This window comes from Acidovorax sp. NCPPB 3576 (assembly GCF_028473605.1).
Taxonomy (GTDB): domain Bacteria; phylum Pseudomonadota; class Gammaproteobacteria; order Burkholderiales; family Burkholderiaceae_C; genus Paracidovorax.
Map to the genome: position 1 here is coordinate 257,165 of NZ_CP097267.1, position 19,597 is coordinate 276,761.

Consider the following 19,597-nt stretch of genomic DNA (forward strand, 5'->3'; position numbering starts at 1 on the left):
GGTCAGAACGTCAGCGTGACGCCGAGCGTGTCGGTGTAAGCCCCGAAAGGCAGCGACTGGCTACCCGTCTTGTTGACCTGTCCGTAGATGGGCAAGTTGAACGCCGCGCCCGCCGTGGGAATCGCCACGTTGGCCACCGGCGTATTGAGCGGGTAGGGCGTGGTGTGGCTCGCGTCCTGATAGACCTCGTAGGGGATGTAGGCCGCGGCGGAATTCATCGCCCGCGTGCCCACGCCCACCCCGGCGCCCTGGCCGGCATGCAGCCCGCCGCCCACCGTCACGCTGATGACGGTGATCTCGGGCGAGCACAGGATCTGCGTGGTGCCCGCCCCGCCGGCGCCGCCCGTGGGGGCCGCGCTCACGGTGCCCGAGAACGTCGCGGGCTGGGTGCCGAAGTCCAGCGTGCCGAAGCTCACCCCCGACTGTCCACCCGAGCTGCCCGAGATGACGCAGCCCGTGCTGATGCGCATGGTGGCCTGCAGGTTGCCGGTGAGGGTGTCTGCTGCCGCAGGGCCGAACCCGCAAAGGAAGGCCAGGCCCGAGAACGCCGCGGCAGCGGGCACAGCGCGCAAGCGCTGTCTGGTGGGCGTGGTGGTGTGGTGTGCGCACGGCGTTGCGCCTGCGGTGGACGGTCTCGTTTGCATCGCTTTCCCCTATTCGTTGCAGGAAGAAAAATTCGATGGGACAGTGGGTCGTCGCCCTGTGCAGCTCTCCAAGCTGCACTGTCTCCAGACACATTTATTACACACTTACATGCATTGGCTTCGTATCGTTAACAACTGGAAACAATTCTCCGGAAAACCGCTCCTTGATTGTTGCAATGCGAAAAAGCCTGTGTGCCGTCGTACCGCTTGGTTGGGCTGCTATGAGTTTGGGAGGCTGGAGCGCAGCTGCCGCACTGGCTTACCGGCGCAGCAAAAGGGCCTGGCGCAGCAGCCGGGCGGCGCGATCGCGGATCTGAAAGGGGCTGTGGCCCGGCAGCGGGCGCACTTTGGAGCGCGAGCAGGCGGCCAGAAAGTCGTCCAGGATGGGCGCATCGTCCATGGTCTGCGATGAGCCGGGCTTGAAGAATTCCGGGTGCCACTGCGTGGCGGCGATGTAGCCGCGCCCACGCTGCGGCCGCCGGCGGATCGCCTCGGGCACGCCGTCCGGGTGGCTCCAGGCCTCGATCTCGAAGCCCGGCGCGAGGTTCTTGATGCCCTGGTGGTGGATGCTGTTGACCACCACGCGCTCCTGGTTCGGGTACATCTGCGACAGGCGGGTGCCGGGCACCAGCTCCACCTCGTGGAAATGCTGGTCGTAGGTGACGGCGTTGCGGTGCTGCTGGGCGCCGGGGTGCTGGGTTTCGATGTCCTGGTAGAGCGTGCCGCCGAAGGCCACGTTGATCAGTTGCAGCCCCCGGCACACGCCGAAGATGGGCTTGCCGGCCTGCTCGAACGCCTCGACCACGGCCAGGTCGTACAGGTCGCGGATGCGGTCGCCCAGCCAGGCGTCCTTGAGCGGCACCTCGCCATACGTGCCGGGCCAGACGTCCGAGCCGCCGTGCATCACTACGCCATCGAGCCAGTCCGCGTAGTGCGCCAGCGTGACGTCGCCGCGCGCGGTCTCGCCCGTGGGGCAGGGCACCATCACCACCATCGCGCCGGCGGACATGATCCAGTGCGCGATGGACTGCTCCACGTACTGCAGCGTCTTGTTGGTGAACAGCGAGCGGGCCGGGTCCGCGTGGGAAAAACAGGCGGACAGGCCGATCTTGAGGCGCTTGGAGGTAGAGGACATGCTCAGCGGTCCTCGAAGGAGAGGCGACGGCGGTGCGGCGCGCCGGAAGTCAGGGCAAAGGGCATCCAAAGGTTGTATCACCCGCCCCCGGTGCTCGCTGTAGGAACCGGCCGCTCCCGCCATGGGCGCCTGCCCGACAGCATGCGGCGCTCAGGCATTGCTGGGCCCCGGCGCCACACTGTGCGACGATGCCTCCGGGTGGTAGCCGGATGCGGCATTCCACGCACCGGACCCCGCCTTCTCTCTTGCCCGGCCCCTGCCGGGCGCCATTGGAAAAAAGGAGCAACGTTATGCAAGTACAGGTGCACACCGACGACTACATCCAGGGCGGCGAATCGCTGGCCCAGTGGGTCCATGACGAAACCAACAGCCGGCTTGCACGCTTTCGCGACCACCTGACCCGGGTGGAGGTCTTCCTGTCCGACGTGGACGCCGGCAAGTCCGGCGCTGCCGACAAGCGCTGCGTGGTCGAAGCCCGCGCTGCGGGCCGCCCACCCATCGCCGCCAGCGCCGACGCCGACAAGCTGGCCGATGCCTTCACCAGCGCGGTGGAAAAAGCGGCCCGTGCCCTCGACACCGACCTGGGTCGCCTCAAGGACCGCCACGGCCGCGAGACCATCCGCACCGCGACCGAGTAACCATCGCCGGGCCTTGGCGCGCAGGGCTGTCCAGGCCCCTGCATGCGCGCCCCGAGGCCGCAGGCCGCCGCCCCGCTTTCGCGGGGCTTTTTTCATTCTGGCGGCTCTGTGGCCGCGCGGCCCGCGCCTGCGATGCGCCGGCGCGGCAGGGTGCCGGGCGCCTCCACCATGCGCGTGCTGCGTGCGTGGGCCGTTTGGGCGAGTTCGCCGATCAGCGTGGCCTCGGGCAGGTTCTTCCAGTAGCGCGTGGGCATCTCCTTACGCATCATGTCCAGCTTGAGGCGCGCGGGGTTGAAGATGTTCCGGTAGTAGGTGAGCCACAGCGCCTCGCCCGCATCCGGCGGCGGCGCATCGCTGCGCTGCGCCGCCGGTCCCCTGTGCAGGGCTTTGCCGTCCCAGTGCACGCTGGCGTCCGGCGTGAGGATGGCCCACCGCATCTGGGTGAAGCGGCGCGCGAAGAACGGCGCATTGGCCTCGGTGATCCAGTGGTCCGGCTCGAACCAGGCGATGTGCAGCGTGCCCCCGTCGGGCTCGGTCACGGGCCGGAACCGCACGAAGGCGCGCATCTTGTGCATGTCGCGCTTCACGGCCCGCTCCAGGTGTTGCAGCCGCAGCCGGTCGGGGTCCAGCGGGTCGTGGCGCAGGCCCGGTTCGTGCGCGAGCCGCCACAGCAGCCGGTACATCAGCGCAAAGCGCCCCGGGTCGCGGTGCAGCACCACGCGCTCGCACTGCTGCAGGAATTCGCGGGGCACGCGGGCCGTGGGCGGATGGGCCGGCGTGTCGGGTGTCTCCGGCGGACCGGGCGCCTCAGGCGGTGGCGTGGCGCCATCCGCTGCGGGCCGCTCGCTCGCCGGCGGGCTGGAGCCATCGGGCGCATCGGCGAAGAGGTCTTGCGCCGCATCCGCCTTTGTGAACCATTGCACCTGCTGCGGTGCGCAGCCGCTGTGCAGCAGCGTGCGCGCCGCCGCGCGAAAGCCTGCCCAGTCGGTGGCGTGGCCCAGGGTGATGGTGGTGACTGCGACCGCATCGGGGCCTGGTGCAGACGTTGCCGTTGCCGATGCCGATGCCGTTGGAATGGCGGCATTCCTTCCTGCCCAGTCACCGGGCGCGGCGTGCGCAGTCGCGGGGTGAAGCGGCATCGCCCGTCAGCCAAAAAGCGAGGCCTGCACGGGCTGTGCCAGGGGCGCCCTCGAGCCCGTGTCGGATGCGGCCGGCCGCGCCGGCGTGGCAAAGAACGCCTGCAGGTGCGCCGAATCGAGGATGCGTCCCGGCCGGTGGTCCACCGTCTCGACGAAGGGCAGCACTTTCTTGAGCGGCACGCGCAGCCGCGACAGGTCGGCATGCCGCACGCGACGCACGCGCCGCGAGGCGAGCAGCCGGTCCACCGAGCCCACGCCCAGCCCCGGCACGCGCAGCAGCATCTCGCGCGGGGCGGTGTTGAGGTTGACCGGAAAGCGCTCCGGGTGCGCGATGGCCCAGGCGAGCTTGGGGTCCATGTCCAGCGACAGCATGCCCCCCTGGCGCGCGGGCACGATCTCTTCATGCGCGAAACCGTAAAAGCGCATGAGCCAGTCGGCCTGGTACAGCCGATGTTCGCGCACCATGGGCGGGGCGGCCAGCGGCAGCGCGCGCGAGGCGTCCGGAATGGGGCTGAATGCCGAGTAGTACACGCGCCGCAGGCGAAAGCCGCCATACAGCTGCGCGCTGGTGGCCAGGATGGTGCGGTCGTCCGTGGCGTCCGCGCCCACGATCATCTGGGTGCTCTGGCCACCGGGCGCGAATGCCGGTGCAGCGGCCCGCCGCGTGCGGCCCGGCAGCGAGACGACCTGCGCGGCGCCCTTCTGTTCGCGCCGGGCCTGCTTCGCATCGGCGATGTGCCCGGCCATGCGCGCCATCGAGCGGCGGATGGCGGCACCGTCCTTCTCGGGCGCCAGCGCCGCCAGGCCCTCTGGCGTGGGCAGCTCCACGTTGATGCTCAGGCGGTCGGCATAGCGGCCGGCGCGCTGCATCAGTTCGGGCGAGGCATCGGGAATGGTCTTCAAGTGGATGTAGCCGCGAAAGTCGTGGTCCTCGCGCAGCACCCGGGCCACCTCCACCACCAGCTCCATGGTGTAGTCGGGGTTCTGGATGATGCCGCTGGACAGGAACAGCCCCTCGATGCAGTTGCGCCGGTAGAAGTCGAGCGTCAGGTCCACGACCTCCTGCACCGTGAAGCGCGCGCGCTGCACGTTGCTGCTCACCCGGTTCACGCAATAAAGGCAGTCGTACAGGCAGAAGTTGGTGAGCAGGATCTTGAGCAGCGAGATGCAGCGCCCATCCGGCGCGTAGCTGTGGCAGATGCCCGAGCCTTCGGTGGAGCCGATGCCGCGCCCGCCCACCGAGTTGCGCGGCGCCGCGCCGCTCGATGCGCACGAGGCGTCGTACTTGGCGGCGTCGGCCAGGATGGCGAGTTTGGAGTGGATAAGCACTGTATGAATTTACAGTGACTGGCGGCGATGGGCAATGCAAATTCCAGTTTGCTATTAAAAATATAGCGAATTGCCCTAGAAGAATATGCGCTGGAGGCCAATTTCACTCTGGTGGCTGCAAGCGCGAAAGGCCTGCGGCTCGCAGGCCTTTTTCCACCGGCCAGCCACCGTGGCCTCGCGATCCGGTGTGGCGTCGGCAAAGGAGCAGGCCATGCGGGTTTGTCGGATGTGGACGCTGTCTCCCGTCTCGGCTATGGTCTGCGAGCGGCGTACCCCCATCGCCACGGGTCCGTTTCGATCGGCCTTATCTGCGTGCCTCCGCCTTCGGGGGCGCCTTGCTGGAGACTTGCATGCCCACCCAGATGTTCGTGAACCTGCCCATCCAGGACCTGTCCCGGTCCGTCGCGTTCTTCACCGCGCTGGGGTTTCGCTTCGATCCGCGCTTCACCGACGACAAGGCCACTTGCATGATCGTGGGCGAGCACAGCTTCGTCATGCTGCTCACCCAGCCGTTCTTCCAGACCTTCACCGACAAGCCCGTGAGCGATGCGCATGGGTCCACCGAAGTGCTGATCTGCCTGTCGCGCGACAGCCGGGCGGACGTGGACGATATCGTGCGCCAGGCAGTGGCCGCCGGCGGCAAGGCGCCGCGCGCGGCGCAGGACCACGGCTTCATGTACCAGCACGGCTTCGAGGACCCGGACGGCCACCTGTGGGAGGTCATGTTCATGGAGCCTGGCGCCATCCCGCCGAGCGAGTCCTGACCCCACCCCGCCGAAAGGTCAGAACGCGCTGCCGGGTTCTCGCAAAAAGGCGGTTTCCTCGGGCGTCGAAGTGCGCCCCAGCACGGCGTTGCGGTGCGGAAAACGGCTGAAGCGCGCCACGATGTCGCGGTGGCGCACCGCGAAGTCCAGGTTGTTGGCATGACCCAATTGCGTGAACAGCGCGACCGATTGCGCCTGCACGGCGGCGGACTCGCTGTGCATGTAAGGCATGTAGAGAAAAGCGCGCCATGCCTCTGGCAAGACCGCGTCTGCCCGTGCGGCGATGGCTTCCTGCGCCAGCACCAAGGCCATGCCGTCCTGCGCGAACGCCTGCGCGCTGGCGCGGTGCAGGTTGCGCGAGAACTGGTCCAGCACGATCACCTCTGCCAGCCGGCCCTGGGGCGTGGCGCGCCATGCCCACAGCGCTGCCTGGGCCGCTTCGTGGTGCAGATCGGCGAAGCGCTTGCGGATGGCGGCGTCGAACGTGTCGTCCTTGGCGAACCATTGCTGGGGCGTGCTTTCTTCGAACCAGAAGGTCAGCACGTGGCGTGCGGCATCGGGCAGGGCAGAGGTCATGAGGGATCGATCCAGACGGGGTTGAGCGACAGCCAAGACGAAAGAAAGCCGCCGTGCCCGGCAGATGCAGGCGCGGCGGCGGTCGGTGCGAGAGGTGGCCGGTTCAACGGCCGCCCCCGCAGATCGAACGGACTTTAACGGCCCTTGAGGTTGCCCTGTGCGTCGGCGATCACGATCTCGACGCGGCGGTTCATGGCGCGGCCTTCGGGCGAGCCGTTCTCGGCCACGGGGTACGACTTGCCGTAGCCGCGTGCCGTGATGCGGCTGGTGTCCACGCCGCGCTGCACCAGCGCGTCACGCACGGCCTGGGCGCGGCGTTCCGACAGTTCCTGGTTGTAGCTGTCCGAGCCCACGCTGTCCGTGTAGCCCTCGATCAGCAGCTTGCGCTCGGGGAATTGCTTGAGGAAGTTGGCCAGCTTGTCCAGGCGCGGGGCGGCCTGCGCCGACAGGTCGGCCTTGTTGAACGCGAACAGCACATCGCCCAGCGTGACCAGCAGGCCACGCTCGGTTTGCTGGCCTTCGATGTCGCGCAGCTGCGCTTCCAGCTGGCGCACGCGGTCTTGCGCAGCGCGGGCTTGGGCCTGCTGCTGCGCCGCCAGTTGCTCGGCCGTCATGGCGCGGGCTTGGGCGACTTGTGCATTGCGGGCCGAGGCATCAGCTTCGCGGGTACGCGCTTCCAGGCGCAGGCGGTCGGTCTCGCTGCCGGCCTGCTTGATCTCGTTGTCCAGGCGGCGGGCCTGGGCGGTGTTGGTGGCGATGGCGGCGCGCTGCGTGGCCAGGTAGGCCAGGTGATTGGCTTCGGACTCGTCCTTTTCATCGCGCAGCACGTGGTCGGCACGGGCCAGCGTGTCGGTGGCGGCCTTCAGTTCGAGCTGGGCGTATTGGTTCACGGCCGGATCGGTGGCGGCGCGGTTCACGGCAGAGCGGGCCTGCTCGACGGCAGGCAGCGGGCCCGGCGATGCGCAGGCGGCCAGCAGGCCGGCGGCGAGCAGCGCGGCTGCCAGGGTGGAGGTTCGGCGGAGGTTGGATGACTGCATGGTGGGGTCCTTCAAATCGGGTTCAGGGCGGCCGCCCCGCGGTGGAACGTCGGTGTCAGCGGCCGGTCATGGAGGCGGTGGTGCGGGCCCGAAGGCCCGGGGGCCTCAGCGGGCTGGAGGCATGGCACCGGGCATGGGTGCGGGGGCCGACATGGGCGCTGGCATGGGAGGGGGCGGTGGCATGGCGCCTGGGGCCGCAGGCGCGCGGCGCGTGATTTCTTCCTGCAGCGACTGGATGCTGGTCTTGACCTGCTGCAGCGTGGCGGCGTTGTCCGTGGCTTCGGCCTTCGTCTCGGCCACGCGGGCATCGGCTTCCGCTTCGGCGGCCAGACGACGGGCGCGCGTGTAGTCCTTGCTGTCCAGGGCCTGCTGGGCCTGGGTCCACTTGTCACGGGCGCTCTGCAGTTCCACAGGGGCGTTGGCGGCCACCTTGGGCGCGGTGGTCGCGCGGTCCACGGCAGTGCGGCTCACGGCCATCTGCTCGGTGGGTTTGGGGGTGGAGGAGCAGGCGGCAAGCGCGCCCAGCGCCAGCACGGCAGTGGCAGTTCGGATCAAGGTGAAGGTCGGCATGGTGTTTTTCTCCGGACAGGGATGGAATGGCGCTTCGGGGCGGGTCCCGGTGATGGGAGCCCCTGGCGACAGGGTTCCGATTGTTCGGGCTGGGCCTGCCGCCCGGCGTAGGCCCATCGCAGCAGGCTGCGTGGGGAATGTCCGACGAAACGTGAGCAATGCATCCGAAAGCAACGGATGCGAGGGCGTTCCTGGCGATGCCATCCAGGTCCATGCCGACAGGAGGTGGCGAAGCGGCAGGTGGCGGCGCAAACCGCTCGCCCAAAGAAAAACGCGCCCGAAGGCGCGTTCCGAATGATCCGGCGAGCGGGCGCTGTCTCAGCGGGAAGACACCACGCGCACCATGTCCAGGCACTTGTTGGAGTAGCCCCATTCGTTGTCGTACCAGGACACGATCTTCACGAAGGTGTCGTCGAGGGCGATGCCGGCATCGGCGTCGAACACGCTGGTGCAGCTCTCGCCGCGGAAGTCGGTCGCCACCACCTTGTCTTCGGTGTAGCCCAGGATGCCCTTGAGCGCGCCTTCCGACTGCGACTTCATTTCAGCGCAGATCTCGGCGTACGTGGCGGGCTTTTCCAGCTCGACGGTCAGGTCCACCACCGACACGTCGGAGGTGGGCACGCGGAACGACATGCCGGTCAGCTTCTTGTTGAGCGCCGGGATCACCACGCCCACGGCCTTGGCGGCGCCGGTGGAGCTGGGGATGATGTTTTCCAGGATGCCGCGGCCGCCGCGCCAGTCCTTGTTGGACGGGCCGTCCACGGTCTTTTGCGTTGCGGTGGCGGCGTGCACGGTGGTCATCAGGCCGCGCTTGATGCCCCACTTGTCGTTCAGTACCTTGGCCACGGGGGCCAGGCAGTTGGTGGTGCACGAAGCGTTGGAGATGATGGGCTGGCCGGCGTAGGAGTTGCAGTTCACGCCATGCACGAACATCGGCGTGTCGTCCTTGGACGGTGCCGACAGGATGACCTTCTTCGCGCCCGCGTCGATGTGCTTTTGCGCCGTTTCCTTGGTCAGGAACAGGCCCGTGGCCTCGATCACGACGTCCGCGCCGACCTCGTTCCACTTGAGCTGCGCCGGGTCGCGTTCCTGCGTGAGGCGGATCTTCTTGCCGTTGACGACCAGGGTGTTGCCCTCCACCGCGATGGTGCCCTTGAATCGGCCATGGACCGAGTCGTACTGGAGCATGTACGCCAGGTAATCGGGCTCCAGCAGGTCGTTGATGCCGACGACTTCGATGTCGGAGAAGTTCTGCACGGCGGCGCGGAACACCATGCGGCCGATGCGGCCGAAGCCATTGATGCCAATCTTGATCGTCATGGAACTATCCTCAGTAAAAAGAAAAGATTGATAAAAGGCCTTGAATGCACATCAAGAGCCACCCAGTACGTTGTTCATGAAAAGCTCGCCCTTTCTCGCCGGGAGAATGCTTTTCAGAAAATCCGGTGCCCGGGGCGTCAGGCCCCCGCACTCGTTGATGCACGCCGTGTCGGTCATCGCCGAGGTATCCGGGCTGAGCATGGGCTTGAAGCCCCTGTTCTTGTTGGCGCCCACGGCCCCGTTGCGGTCCCAGATGGCCAAAGCCGTGGCTTTGGAAACCGGTTTGGCCATGGCAATCACCTGCGACTTGGTCACGGTGCCGACCGCGATGTGAAAGCCGATCAGGTTGGATACCAGGTCCTCCTGACTGAACCCGCTGTCCGTGATGAACTTGGGAAAGTACTCCTGGTAATTTTCGAATTCCAGGCTGACTTCCATGAAGATCGCCAACGCCACGGATTTCTTTTCGTCAGTGGACAGGTTGTGGCGCACGATGTACTCCCGCGACACGCCTGTAGACAGGTTGGCGCCGAACACGCGCTTACCCATGTCCTGCTTGTACGTTAACTTGAAGCCGGTGGAAGACTTGTCGGGAAATTTCGCAGCAGGATAGACATTCGACAACGCCGGCAGCGTGCAGATCTGCCGATGGGCGCCCAGGCAGTGCCGCACATCCGGGCCTCCCGCATTGATTTCTTTCCAAAGCGCGGAAGCTCCCGTGTGCGCACGGGTGGATTTGGGGTCCATGTGGCCCAGGTCCAGCCAGCCCAGATGGCATGTGTATACGAGACCATACGCTTTCGCAGCGGCTTCGCTCCCATCCACAATATCTTCGCGCTTACTCATTCTTCTCCAGCGGTTTAATCGTTTTCCAGAAAATCGAGGGTGACCTCTTTGCAGGTGCCCGCGTCTGCAATGAATATGTCGATCGACACAAAATCCTGCTGCGCACAAACGAGCATCAGGTGTTTCTTGTTGCCGCTGCTCTGGATCCCATCCTTCATCTCGCACGATTGCTTATCGAATGTGCTTTGATAAGAACGGAACAATTCAGCGGCGCTTTTCAAGCTACCGTAGGTGACCGACGAATAGGGATGGCTCTCGCCGTCGCGGCCCTTCCAACGGTATTTGGGCTTTTCGCATTCATCCAGAATTTCCACTGACCGAAGATGCCCAGGCGCGCCAAGGCGGTAAACAAGAGAGCCTCGATCCACTCCGCTGGATTCGAACAATGCACCCGCCATGAAAAGCGCTGCAGCGCCGCAAAGCAGAAAGCCGCCTGCAATGGCAGCCATGATTTTGATGGCTCGGGAGGCTCGCTTCATTCCGGCAGATGGTTCCTGAGTTCAAGCGCGAGAGGAGCTCCCTGCCAACTTGCGGAACAGGTTGGCAGGCTCGCTCCATCGCGCCGGGTGGGATCGATCAACGCTTGCGCAGCACCGCCTGCACCGTATCGGCCACGTTCTCTTCCGTGAAGCCGAAGTGCTTGAACAGCACCGGCGCCGGGGCCGATTCGCCGAAGGTGTCGATGCCGACCACGGCGGCGCAGCCGTATTTCCACCAGCCGTCGGTCACGCCCATCTCCACCGCGATGCGGGGGATGCCGGCGGGCAGCACGGATTGCTTGTACTTCGTGTCTTCGCGGTCGAAGGTGGTCGTGCTGGGCATGGACACCACGCGCACGGCGATCTTGCGCGTGGCCAGCAGTTGCTGCGCCTTGAGCGCCAGCTGCACTTCCGACCCCGTGGCGATGATGACGGCCTGGGCCTTTTTCTTGATGCCCGCATCGGCCGGCTCGGACAGCACATACGCGCCGCGGCTGATGTCGCCCAGGTCGCGCTTGGGTGCGTAGGCCAGGTTCTGGCGCGACAGCAGCAAGGCGGTGGGCTGGGTGCGGTTGGACAGCGCCACGCTCCAGGCGACGGCGGTTTCGGTCGTATCGCCCGGGCGCCACACGTCCAGGTTCGGAATGAGGCGCAGGCTGGCGGCGTGCTCGATCGACTGGTGGGTCGGGCCGTCTTCGCCCAGGCCGATGGAGTCGTGGGTGAACACGTGCACCACGCGCAGCTTCATCAGCGCGGCCATGCGGATGGCGTTGCGGCTGTAGTCGCTGAACGTGAGGAAGGTGCCGCCGTAGGGGATGAAGCCGCCGTGCAGGGCGATGCCGTTCATGATGGCGGCCATGCCGAACTCGCGCACGCCGTAGTTGATGTGGCGCCCGCCGACGCGCACCGTCTCGGCGCCCACGTTCACTTCCACCTGCATCACGTCGCCGTGTTCGTCGAAGCGCAGGGCCGGCGTGCTCTTGGTGTTGGTGAGGTTGGAGCCGGTCAGGTCGGCGCTGCCGCCCAGCAGCTCGGGCAGTTGCGCGGTGAAGGCTTCCAGGGCCAGCTGGCTGGCCTTGCGGCTGGCCACGGTCTCGCCCTTGGTGTGCATGCCGACCACGGTGTCCACGGCGGTCTGCGCGAAGTGCTTGGGCAGGTCGCCGGCCATGCGGCGGGTGAACTCGGCGGCCAGTTCGGGGAAGGCGGCGGCATAGGCGTCGAAGCGCTGCTGCCATTCGGCTTCGGCCTGGGCGCCGGTGTCCTTGGCGCTCCAGTCGGCATAGACCTCGGCCGGGATCTCGAAGGGCGCGTGGCTCCAGCCGATGGCGTTGCGCGTGAGCGTGATCTCGTCGGCGCCCAGGGGCTCGCCGTGGGCCTTGGAGGTGTTCGCGCGGTTGGGCGAGCCCTTGCCGATGGCGGTCTTGCAGACGATGAACGTGGGCTGGTCGGTGGAGGTCTTGGCGCTTTGCACCGCGGCCGCCACGGCTTCGACGTCATGGCCGTCCACGGGGCCGATGACGTTCCAGCCGCAGGCGCGCAGGCGGGCAGGGGTGTCGTCCACGAACCAGGGGGCGACCTGGCCGTCGATGCTGATGCCATTGTCGTCGTACAGCGCGATGAGCTTGTTGAGCTTCCAGGCGCCGGCCAGCGACAGCGCTTCCTGGCTGATGCCTTCCATCAGGCAGCCATCGCCCAGGAAGACGTAGGTGTGGTGGTCCACCACGGCATGGCCGTCGCGGTTGAATTCCTTGGCGAGCAGCTTCTCGGCCAGCGCGAAGCCCACGGCATTGGTGATGCCCTGGCCCAGGGGGCCGGTGGTGGTCTCGACGCCGGGCGTGATGCCGTATTCGGGGTGGCCGGCCGTCTTGCTGTGCAGCTGGCGGAAGTTCTTCAGCTCCTGGATGGGCAATTCGTAGCCCGTGAGGTGCAGCAGCGCGTACAGCAGCATGGAGCCGTGGCCGTTGGACAGCACGAAGCGGTCGCGGTCCAGCCAGTGCGGGTTGGCCGGGTTGTGCCGCAGATGGCGGCCCCACAGCGCGACGGCCATGTCGGCCATGCCCATGGGGGCGCCGGGGTGGCCGGAATTGGCCTGTTGAACTGCGTCCATTGCGAGTGCGCGGATCGCATTCGCCATTTGTTGAGAATTGGCCATCAGGGGCGGCTCCGGAAGGGGCTGTGGGGGGAAAACCCGGCATTTTACCGGGGCGGCTCCCGGGGCTCCGTCCCCGGGGCCCGATGCACTACAGTGCAGCCCCATGCAAGGCCTGCACCTCACCGCCGATCTTCACGGATGCCGCTGCGCGCCGCACTGGCTGACCGACGCTGCCGCGCTGGGCCACGCCTGTGCCGGCGCCGTGCAGGCGGCCGGGCTGCAGGCCGTGGGCCAGTTGTTCCACGCCTTCCCCGCCACCGCGCAGGGGCCGGGCGGCGTGACGGCCACGCTGCTGCTGGCCGAGTCGCACCTGTGCGTGCACACCTGGCCCGAACTGGGCGCGGTCACGCTCGATGTGTACGTGTGCAATGTCGGCGCGGACCATTCGGCGAAGGCCGAATCGCTGATGGCTGCGCTGCTGGCGTTGTTCGCGCCAGAGCGGGCGCAGCGGCATGCGCTGCAGCGCGGCGCCGTGGCGCAAGGCGTTGCGGCATGACGCGGCCCGTCCACTCTCCATCGCCGGCCCAGGTTGCCGCACAGGTGCCCGCCATGGTGCTGGCGGCGGGCCGTGGCGAGCGCATGCGTCCGCTGACCGACACGACCCCGAAGCCCCTGCTGCCGGTGCAGGGCGTGCCGCTGCTGGAGTGGCACCTGCGTGCGCTGGCGAAGGCCGGCGTTCCACGGGCCGTCATCAACACGGCTTGGCTGGGCGAGCAGATTGGCGAACGGTTTGGAAGCCAATTTGCCCTCCAGCGCAATGAATACGCCGGCGGTGTGCTATCAATTTCATACTCCCATGAAGGGGCGGATTTCGGCCATGCGCTGGAAACCGCAGGCGGTATCGCGCGGGCGCTGCCGCAGTTGGGGCCGGTGTTCTGGCTGGCGGCGGGCGATGTGTTCGCGCCCGACTTCGTTTTCGACGCCGATGCCGCACAGCGCTTTGCCGCCAGCACCGCGCTGGCCCACCTGTGGCTGGTGCCCAACCCGGCGCACAACCCGCGCGGGGACTTCGGCCTGTCGGATGCCGGCCTGGCGCTGAACCTGCCTGCGGACAGCGCCGCGCCGCGCTACACCTACAGCACCTTGGCGCTGCTGCGGGCGGAGCTGTTCGAGCCGCTCTGGTGCGATGTACCTGCCGGAAACCCATCGGGAATGAGCGCCGCGCTGGTGTCGCTGCTGCGCCGGGCGATGGACGCGGGCCGCGTCACCGCATCGCTCTACACCGGCCGCTGGACCGACGTGGGCACGCCCGAGCGGCTGGCGCAGCTCAATCGCTGAGGGGCCACGCCGGCCCCCACCAGGGCTTCGCCGCGATCACCGGGCCGGCACGGCGCTGCCGTGCGCCGGCTGCACGGCGATCGGTGGCGCCACCTCGCAATTGCGGAACATCCACTGGCTGGGCAGAAAACGCGCCTCGGGGCCGTCCGGTGGCGGCTTGCCCACCTCGGCCTGCACGTCGTAGGGAATGTGCGGCACCTGGAACACGGCCATCTGGCCCTTCCTGCAGGCCAGCGCAGGCACCACCTTGTTGGCCACCCAGGTCTGGCGGGCGCCGTCGTAGCGATACAGCGGGCCGATGCGCTGGTCCTGCGCCAGTTCCACGCGCAGCGGGTTGATCTGCAACGCGTTGGCCCACACCCCTGCCACCAGCACCGGCTGCGGGAACCGCACGGCCTCCAGCCCGTGCAGCGCCACCGGGCGCGAAGGCTCGCCCTTGTCGAAGGGGTCTTGCCGGTTGATCAGGCTGCCTGCGGGAATCAGCAACTCGCCGTATTGGAAGTCTTGCGGCAGCGCGAAGCGCTCGCGGCTGGCGCGGTGCACGGCGCCGTCCTTCCAATCCTGCCTGTCACTATGCGAGAGGTACAGGCGCAGGCCCAGCGACGCGTCGCACAGCAGCGCCACGCCGCACAGCGCCAGCAGGGCGCGCCGCGACAGCACCCATTTTTGCGGCACATCGACCCACAGGGCATACGCACCGTAGCCGAGCAACGCCACTGTCAAGACCAAGCCCAGCAGCGGCAGGAAGGTCGTCAAAATGAACTGCAGCGGGGCAAAACCGGACATGCGCGATCCAGGAGGAGGGGAGGCCACATTCTCAAGCCCCTTGTTTGCGCGGCTGAGGCAGGGTTAGCCGCCAATGATTCGAAATGTAATTTGCCCCGTGGAATTGCAAATACGCTCCGGCCGATGCCCTGAGAATGCCTGCATGAGCCCACAGAACTCCCTCTACGCCCAGCGCCGTGCCCGCCTTGCTTCGATGCTCGGCGAAGGCGGCATCGCCATCGTGCCCACCGCCCCGGAGCGCCCGCGCAACCGCGACAGCGACTTCCTGTACCGGCACGACAGCTATTTCTACTACCTCACCGGCTTCACCGAGCCCGGTGCCTGCCTGGTGATCACCGCGCAGGGCCACAGCACGCTGTTTTGCCAGCCCAAGGACCTGGAGCGCGAGATCTGGGACGGCTACCGCCTGGGCCCCGAGGCCGCCGTGGGCACGCTGGGCGTGGACGCCGCGCATTCGGCTGCCGTGCTGGAATCGCAACTGCCCCGCCTGCTGGAAAACCGCACCCGGGTCTGGTATCCGTTCGCCATCCACGCCGGCCTGGCCGCGCGCGTTGAGGGCTGGTTGAACCAGGTGCGCGCACGGGTGCGCTACGGCGCGCTGTGCCCCGCGCAGCAGGACGACCTGTGCACCCTGCTCGACGAAATGCGGTTGGTCAAGGACGCGCACGAGCAGGACACCATGCGCCGCGCCTCGGCCATCAGCGCCCGGGCCCACATCCGCGCCATGCAGCGCAGCGCGCGCATGCTGCGTGCCGGCGAGGACGTGCGGGAATACCACCTCGACGCCGAGCTGCTGCACGCCTTCCGCGAGGCCGGCTCGCAGTGCCCGGCCTACAACTCCATCGTCGCCGCTGGCGCCAATGCCTGCGTGCTGCACTACCGCGCCGACGCCGCGCCCGTGCGCGACGGCGAACTGGTGCTGATCGATGCGGGCTGCGAGCTCGACGGCTATGCCAGCGACATCACGCGCACGTTTCCGGCCAACGGCCGCTTCACCGGGCCGCAGCGCGCGCTGTACGACCTGGTGCTGGCCAGCCAGGACGCGGCCATCGCGGCGACGAAGGCCGGCGCCCGCTTCAACGATCCGCACGACGCCACGGTGGCGGTGCTGGCGCAGGGCATGCTGGACCTGGGCCTGCTCGACAGGAACACCGTGGGTACGGCGCAGGACGTGATCGACAGCCGTGCCTACTTCCAGTTCTACATGCACCGCACCGGCCACTGGCTGGGCATGGATGTGCACGACTGCGGCAGCTACGTGGAGCCGTCCGAGATCGGCCAGGTCAGCGAACGCAAGGACCCGCTCTCGGGCGAGACCATCGCCAACCGCCCCAGCCGCATCCTGCGGCCCGGCATGGTGCTGACGATCGAGCCGGGCCTGTACGTGCGCCCGGCCCCGGGCGTGCCCGAGGCCTTCCATCACCTGGGCATCCGCATCGAGGACGACGCCATCGTGACCGACGGCGGCTGCGAGCTGATCACGCGCGGCGTGCCGGTGAAGGCGGATGAGATCGAAGCGCTGATGCGGGATTGACGCGCGCCATGGGCCAGGCGCAACCCATGGCCGGGCAAGCCCTCCGCCCGGTAAAGGCCCCGGTTCCATGCGGCTGATGGCCTGCGTGATCGGTGCGTGCGCCATCGCGTGCATCGGCGCGGCACTGTGGTTGTTGATCGTCACCGCGAAGTATGCCGGGAGCGAGGGCTACGCGCCCCATTCCGCCGCCATGCCCGGCTATGCGGCGGGTGGCCTGGAAGCCGACGGCGATGGCATTTTCTTTCCCGGCCTGCTGCTTTTGGCCGTCGGCGTGTTCCTCGGAAAGTGGGCCTGGAATCTCTGGCGCCAGCCGTAGCGCTGCGGGCGGGCCTTTTCAGGCGGCGCACTGCGTGGAAAAAAAAGATGGCGGGTGTCGCCCAGGCCCAGGGCGCGACCCGGCGAAGCCGCGGGCCAGAAGTTCCCCGCCAGGCCTTCCTGTCAAGTTTCTCTTTCGCAAACTGTCAATTCGCTTCGGTTGCCGCTGCATGTGCGGGGTTCGCACACTCAACCATGCAGTGGCCGGCACATTTCAGAGACGAGTGCCGGCTGGTGTAAAGGGCACCAAATCCGCATGTCGCGCGGAAATACATAAGCGATAACGGTTGAAAGAAAGACGATGAAAAACGCAAAACCGAAGCCACCCGTGCGTGGTCCTGGGCTACCGTCACGGCGCAAAGCCTGTGTCAGGCAGGCCGCTCTGCAATTGGGGGCCGACGAGGCCACTGCCCGTATTTTTGGAGAAACGGGCGAAGCGAAGGTGGGGCCGTTCACGCTGCGCGTGGCGCCCCTGAGCCATCAGGAGAATGGCCCATGGGCCGCCATTGCCACGATGGCCCGACCCGAGCATGTTCCGGCGGAAATCTGGACCGACGCGCTGCTGGTCGCCAACGGGCAGTCGATGCTCAGCTCCGACTGGGGCTATGGCATGGAAGACAACGGCGATGCCGTGCTGGTGCGCCGCCTGGAGACGCAGCAGGAAAACGAGCAGCTTCTTGCCGCGCAGCTCGGCGGTTTGCTGGCCATGTGCCAAGCCACCCGGGAGGGGGTGCTGGCACTGGGCGCAGCCTCGCCGCGCAAAGGAGGTGTGCAATGAGCGCCGTTCTCGCACCCCGCCCGCAGCCACCCGCCCCTGTGCAGGAGTTCGAAGCGTCATCCCGCGTCCTGGCGCTGGTCAGGGACACGGCCTTGTTCCTGGGCGCATCGCAGGAGCAGGCAAAGGATGCCTCGCGCACCGGAACCATCGCCCTGGAAAGCCGCACCATTGCCTTGGTGCCCGACGTGGACGAGGAGGCGCTGATCATGGCAGCGCCCTTGCTCGCAGACTGCCTGGACGATCCGGCCCGGCGCGTGGCCGCGCTGCAGGCATCCACGCAGCTGATGCTCAGCCTTGGAGCCGTTTTTGCCCGCGGTTTCGCGGGGCCGCAACTGCTGTGCCGGTGTCCACTGGGCAACGCCTCGGCGGAGGTCGTCGCTCGGCACATTCTGCAACTGGCTGCGCTGGCCAATGCCGTGCAGGCGGGCGTTCCCTGCGCGGCACCCGAAGCCTCCGGCGGCCACAAGGAGCGTACCCATGCTCAATAAAACGAACGCGTCCGGTTCGACCACACCGATCCGCCCGACACTTTCCCCTGAACCTCAGACGCCCCAGGCCCGCTCCTCGGGCGCCAGCATTTCCGGACGCCTTCAGCACGAGACGCTGACCGGCCGGCGAGGCCTGTCCCATGCGCATCCGCAGACGATGCCGCCGCGCCAGGCGCTTCAAGAAGGGGATTCCTTCTCCCTGCTGTCCAGTCCTACGCGTTCCGAATCCTTCCATACCCCTCTATCCGGAGGCAGCCGTCGCTGGGGTAGCAGCGAACCCGTTACTCCGAACGCCGGTGGTTTCGGTGAGGGAGTGGAGATGACCGAGGTTTCAAACGCCAATGCGTCGTTCTGGGCCATGGGCGAGATGCCGGCGCTGGAAGAGCTCGTTGATATCCCGCTGGACCGGTTCCTGCGCGCCAGTCGCCGGGTCGATATGCCAGAGCTGCAGGAACACGAGGAGCCGGCGGTGCCTGAGCCGCAGAGCTGGAACGCGATGCTGCGGCAATTGGGCATCGGCGCGATGGAAACCGGAGGGGCGGCCTTGCACCGGCTCGGGGAGGCGGCCACTGCGGCCCGCACCGCGGCCTCGGAGTCCACCACGGTACAGGCCGTGGGTTCGATGCTGCCCAGCCAGCGCATCATGGGCGCGGCATTCGGCCATGGCGTTCACCAGTTCGCCTCGGTCTTCGTGCCCACCTTTCTGCGCGAGATGATGGCGGAGTCCATGAAGGTCGCGTTTCGCGCCACACCGCCCAACATGGTCCTGGGCATGCAGGTGGGCGTTGGGCTGCTCAACATCGGCATGGCCGTGATGCGGGAACGGCGCGAGGCACGCGATCCGGACACGGCCGCGCGGGGTTTTCATGCGATGACCGCGGCGCAATGGGCCGAATGCTCGGACGATCAGCGCGCGTCAATGCGCCAGACGCAGCAGCGCATGTCGCGCATCGTGACGCTGGAGCAGATCGGTGCGTCCATGGCCTCAATCGGGCTGTCGCTGCATGGCACGCTCACCGGCAACGTGGGCATGGCCACCGATGTGCTTGCAGGGGACATCAAGACCGTTGCGTATTCCTTCGCACGCGACTTCATTCAGGCGTCCTTCAGCATGGTCGGCACGCAGGAGGAAACGTCCGGCGGCGTGAGCGGCAGCCACCTCAACTCGGCCAGCCTGTTCTATGGACTGGCCAACGTCGTGGGCAACAACGCGTGGTCCCAGCTTCCGATTCTGGGAGGGGATACTGCCGCCGCCCGCGCCGTGCTGTTGGATGGGGCCAGCAGCAGTGGCGCCCGAAGCGATGCGTGGGGCGACATTGCAGGGGTGTCCGCCATCAAGGCCGCCATCAACTGGGCGGTGGAGACTGCGGACTGGATATCCGTCACCCAGCAGGAGGCGCTGCAGTCCGGTACGGTGCAGCAATGGAATCCTCGCGTCACGGGAACGGACTATGGCCGGTTGCTGGACCAGACGCCTGCGCGCATCACCGCCATCTCGGCAGGGAATGCCGTCTTCAACATCCTCGGGAATGTGAACCGCGGGGGGACGCTAAGTCAGCAGGACTTGTTGAGCAATTCCCTCGCCGGCATGTTGGCGGGGTTGGGGTACGCGGCCATCGGAGGAAGCTGGCAGGCAGAGGGCGCGGTGCGTGCGGTCCGCCGGGAAGCCGAGGCCGAGGCTCGCAATGCCGGCGTTGCTCCCCAGGTCGGGTTGCGGCAGCGCCGGCCCCATCCGGAAGGCGACGCACAGGTCTGAGGTTTCGATGCCCGGGCGGATGGACCGCCCGGG

The 19,597-nt window shown here is 67.3% G+C and carries 21 protein-coding genes; 9 read left to right on the forward strand and 12 right to left on the reverse strand.

Going from position 1 to position 19,597, the window contains the following annotated elements; genetic code table 11:
- Positions 1-2 precede the first annotated feature (2 nt).
- Positions 3-644, reverse strand: coding sequence for a Csu type fimbrial protein (locus M5C98_RS01255; RefSeq protein ID WP_272550512.1), 642 nt, complete (start codon positions 642-644; stop codon positions 3-5).
- Positions 645-903: 259 nt separating this feature from the next.
- Entirely contained in the window at positions 904-1,779 is an 876-nt protein-coding gene (locus tag M5C98_RS01260; protein WP_272550513.1) for a gamma-glutamyl-gamma-aminobutyrate hydrolase family protein, read from the reverse strand.
- A 290-nt stretch (positions 1,780-2,069) separates the two neighbouring features.
- Between M5C98_RS01260 and M5C98_RS01265 the strand changes: the two genes are divergently transcribed.
- Complete coding sequence (locus M5C98_RS01265; protein WP_272550514.1) at positions 2,070-2,417, forward strand: HPF/RaiA family ribosome-associated protein; 348 nt, start codon at positions 2,070-2,072, stop codon at positions 2,415-2,417.
- 92 nt (positions 2,418-2,509) lie between these two features.
- Here M5C98_RS01265 and M5C98_RS01270 read toward each other — a convergent pair whose 3' ends face one another.
- Both M5C98_RS01270 and M5C98_RS01275 read right to left on the reverse strand, forming a co-directional pair.
- Positions 2,510-3,556, reverse strand: a complete 1,047-nt coding sequence (locus tag M5C98_RS01270; protein WP_272550515.1) for a TIGR03915 family putative DNA repair protein — start codon at positions 3,554-3,556, stop codon at positions 2,510-2,512.
- Positions 3,557-3,562: 6 nt separating this feature from the next.
- On the reverse strand, positions 3,563-4,885 hold the full coding sequence (locus M5C98_RS01275) for a putative DNA modification/repair radical SAM protein (RefSeq protein WP_272550516.1): 1,323 nt from the start codon (positions 4,883-4,885) through the stop codon (positions 3,563-3,565).
- A gap of 350 nt (positions 4,886-5,235) precedes the next feature.
- On the opposite strand from M5C98_RS01275, the gene M5C98_RS01280 reads away from it, so the two are divergent.
- A complete protein-coding gene (locus tag M5C98_RS01280; RefSeq protein WP_272550517.1) occupies positions 5,236-5,649 on the forward strand; it encodes a VOC family protein in 414 nt (137 codons plus the stop codon).
- An 18-nt stretch (positions 5,650-5,667) separates the two neighbouring features.
- Here the strand turns inward: M5C98_RS01280 and M5C98_RS01285 are convergent, their stop codons facing one another.
- The 7 genes from M5C98_RS01285 to tkt all read right to left on the reverse strand — a co-directional run bounded on the left by M5C98_RS01285 (position 5,668) and on the right by tkt (position 12,629).
- The gene (locus tag M5C98_RS01285) at positions 5,668-6,225 is read right to left on the reverse strand and encodes a DUF924 family protein (protein ID WP_272550518.1); all 558 of its coding nucleotides are present in this window, start codon (positions 6,223-6,225) and stop codon (positions 5,668-5,670) included.
- A gap of 134 nt (positions 6,226-6,359) precedes the next feature.
- Positions 6,360-7,262 carry an OmpA family protein gene (locus tag M5C98_RS01290; protein WP_272550519.1) on the reverse strand — a complete coding sequence of 301 codons (903 nt, stop codon included), beginning with the start codon at positions 7,260-7,262 and terminating at the stop codon, positions 6,360-6,362.
- A gap of 105 nt (positions 7,263-7,367) precedes the next feature.
- Positions 7,368-7,832 (reverse strand): DUF4398 domain-containing protein, encoded by a 465-nt coding sequence (locus tag M5C98_RS01295; protein ID WP_272550520.1) that lies wholly within the window; start codon positions 7,830-7,832, stop codon positions 7,368-7,370.
- A gap of 318 nt (positions 7,833-8,150) precedes the next feature.
- Positions 8,151-9,152 (reverse strand): type I glyceraldehyde-3-phosphate dehydrogenase, encoded by a 1,002-nt coding sequence (gene gap / locus M5C98_RS01300; RefSeq protein ID WP_272550521.1) that lies wholly within the window; start codon positions 9,150-9,152, stop codon positions 8,151-8,153.
- 51 nt (positions 9,153-9,203) lie between these two features.
- Positions 9,204-9,899, reverse strand: coding sequence for a hypothetical protein (locus M5C98_RS01305; RefSeq protein WP_272550522.1), 696 nt, complete (start codon positions 9,897-9,899; stop codon positions 9,204-9,206).
- Positions 9,900-10,012: 113 nt separating this feature from the next.
- Positions 10,013-10,477: a hypothetical protein gene (locus M5C98_RS01310; RefSeq protein ID WP_272550523.1), complete on the reverse strand. Its 465-nt coding sequence runs from the start codon at positions 10,475-10,477 to the stop codon at positions 10,013-10,015.
- A 97-nt stretch (positions 10,478-10,574) separates the two neighbouring features.
- On the reverse strand, positions 10,575-12,629 hold the full coding sequence (gene tkt, locus M5C98_RS01315; protein ID WP_272550524.1) for a transketolase: 2,055 nt from the start codon (positions 12,627-12,629) through the stop codon (positions 10,575-10,577).
- Between the two features lie 103 nt (positions 12,630-12,732).
- Between tkt and speD the strand changes: the two genes are divergently transcribed.
- A complete protein-coding gene (gene speD / locus M5C98_RS01320) occupies positions 12,733-13,125 on the forward strand; it encodes an adenosylmethionine decarboxylase (RefSeq protein ID WP_272550526.1) in 393 nt (130 codons plus the stop codon).
- Positions 13,122-13,907 (forward strand): nucleotidyltransferase family protein, encoded by a 786-nt coding sequence (locus tag M5C98_RS01325; RefSeq protein ID WP_272550528.1) that lies wholly within the window; start codon positions 13,122-13,124, stop codon positions 13,905-13,907. Before speD ends, M5C98_RS01325 begins: the two co-directional genes overlap by 4 nt.
- Before the next feature lie 36 nt (positions 13,908-13,943).
- On the opposite strand, the gene M5C98_RS01330 is transcribed toward M5C98_RS01325, so the two are convergent.
- The gene (locus M5C98_RS01330; RefSeq protein ID WP_272550529.1) at positions 13,944-14,693 is read right to left on the reverse strand and encodes a hypothetical protein; all 750 of its coding nucleotides are present in this window, start codon (positions 14,691-14,693) and stop codon (positions 13,944-13,946) included.
- A 142-nt stretch (positions 14,694-14,835) separates the two neighbouring features.
- Here M5C98_RS01330 and M5C98_RS01335 point away from each other — a divergent pair, with 142 nt between their 5' ends.
- From M5C98_RS01335 to M5C98_RS01355, 5 genes are all read left to right on the forward strand, one after another.
- Complete coding sequence (locus M5C98_RS01335) at positions 14,836-16,227, forward strand: aminopeptidase P N-terminal domain-containing protein (protein ID WP_272550530.1); 1,392 nt, start codon at positions 14,836-14,838, stop codon at positions 16,225-16,227.
- Between the two features lie 67 nt (positions 16,228-16,294).
- Positions 16,295-16,543, forward strand: a complete 249-nt coding sequence (locus M5C98_RS01340; RefSeq protein WP_272550532.1) for a hypothetical protein — start codon at positions 16,295-16,297, stop codon at positions 16,541-16,543.
- A 387-nt stretch (positions 16,544-16,930) separates the two neighbouring features.
- The gene (locus tag M5C98_RS01345) at positions 16,931-17,320 is read left to right on the forward strand and encodes a hypothetical protein (RefSeq protein ID WP_272550533.1); all 390 of its coding nucleotides are present in this window, start codon (positions 16,931-16,933) and stop codon (positions 17,318-17,320) included.
- A complete protein-coding gene (locus M5C98_RS01350) occupies positions 17,317-17,808 on the forward strand; it encodes a hypothetical protein (protein ID WP_272550534.1) in 492 nt (163 codons plus the stop codon). Before M5C98_RS01345 ends, M5C98_RS01350 begins: the two co-directional genes overlap by 4 nt.
- Complete coding sequence (locus tag M5C98_RS01355; RefSeq protein WP_272550536.1) at positions 17,798-19,564, forward strand: hypothetical protein; 1,767 nt, start codon at positions 17,798-17,800, stop codon at positions 19,562-19,564. Before M5C98_RS01350 ends, M5C98_RS01355 begins: the two co-directional genes overlap by 11 nt.
- Positions 19,565-19,597 lie beyond the last annotated feature (33 nt).

Excerpts from the sequence above, each read along its gene's own strand:
- M5C98_RS01255 (WP_272550512.1), bottom strand. The coding sequence starts at position 644 with ATGCAAACGAGACCGTCCACCGCAGGCGCAACGCCGTGCGCACACCAC.
- M5C98_RS01260 (WP_272550513.1), bottom strand. The coding sequence starts at position 1,779 with ATGTCCTCTACCTCCAAGCGCCTCAAGATCGGCCTGTCCGCCTGTTTT.
- M5C98_RS01265 (WP_272550514.1), top strand. The coding sequence starts at position 2,070 with ATGCAAGTACAGGTGCACACCGACGACTACATCCAGGGCGGCGAATCG.
- M5C98_RS01270 (WP_272550515.1), bottom strand. The coding sequence starts at position 3,556 with ATGCCGCTTCACCCCGCGACTGCGCACGCCGCGCCCGGTGACTGGGCA.
- M5C98_RS01280 (WP_272550517.1), top strand. The coding sequence starts at position 5,236 with ATGCCCACCCAGATGTTCGTGAACCTGCCCATCCAGGACCTGTCCCGG.
- M5C98_RS01285 (WP_272550518.1), bottom strand. The coding sequence starts at position 6,225 with ATGACCTCTGCCCTGCCCGATGCCGCACGCCACGTGCTGACCTTCTGG.
- M5C98_RS01290 (WP_272550519.1), bottom strand. The coding sequence starts at position 7,262 with ATGCAGTCATCCAACCTCCGCCGAACCTCCACCCTGGCAGCCGCGCTG.
- M5C98_RS01295 (WP_272550520.1), bottom strand. The coding sequence starts at position 7,832 with ATGCCGACCTTCACCTTGATCCGAACTGCCACTGCCGTGCTGGCGCTG.
- gap (WP_272550521.1), bottom strand. The coding sequence starts at position 9,152 with ATGACGATCAAGATTGGCATCAATGGCTTCGGCCGCATCGGCCGCATG.
- M5C98_RS01305 (WP_272550522.1), bottom strand. The coding sequence starts at position 9,899 with ATGGACCCCAAATCCACCCGTGCGCACACGGGAGCTTCCGCGCTTTGG.
- M5C98_RS01310 (WP_272550523.1), bottom strand. The coding sequence starts at position 10,477 with ATGAAGCGAGCCTCCCGAGCCATCAAAATCATGGCTGCCATTGCAGGC.
- tkt (WP_272550524.1), bottom strand. The coding sequence starts at position 12,629 with ATGGCCAATTCTCAACAAATGGCGAATGCGATCCGCGCACTCGCAATG.
- speD (WP_272550526.1), top strand. The coding sequence starts at position 12,733 with ATGCAAGGCCTGCACCTCACCGCCGATCTTCACGGATGCCGCTGCGCG.
- M5C98_RS01325 (WP_272550528.1), top strand. The coding sequence starts at position 13,122 with ATGACGCGGCCCGTCCACTCTCCATCGCCGGCCCAGGTTGCCGCACAG.
- M5C98_RS01330 (WP_272550529.1), bottom strand. The coding sequence starts at position 14,693 with ATGTCCGGTTTTGCCCCGCTGCAGTTCATTTTGACGACCTTCCTGCCG.
- M5C98_RS01335 (WP_272550530.1), top strand. The coding sequence starts at position 14,836 with ATGAGCCCACAGAACTCCCTCTACGCCCAGCGCCGTGCCCGCCTTGCT.
- M5C98_RS01340 (WP_272550532.1), top strand. The coding sequence starts at position 16,295 with ATGCGGCTGATGGCCTGCGTGATCGGTGCGTGCGCCATCGCGTGCATC.
- M5C98_RS01350 (WP_272550534.1), top strand. The coding sequence starts at position 17,317 with ATGAGCGCCGTTCTCGCACCCCGCCCGCAGCCACCCGCCCCTGTGCAG.
- M5C98_RS01355 (WP_272550536.1), top strand. The coding sequence starts at position 17,798 with ATGCTCAATAAAACGAACGCGTCCGGTTCGACCACACCGATCCGCCCG.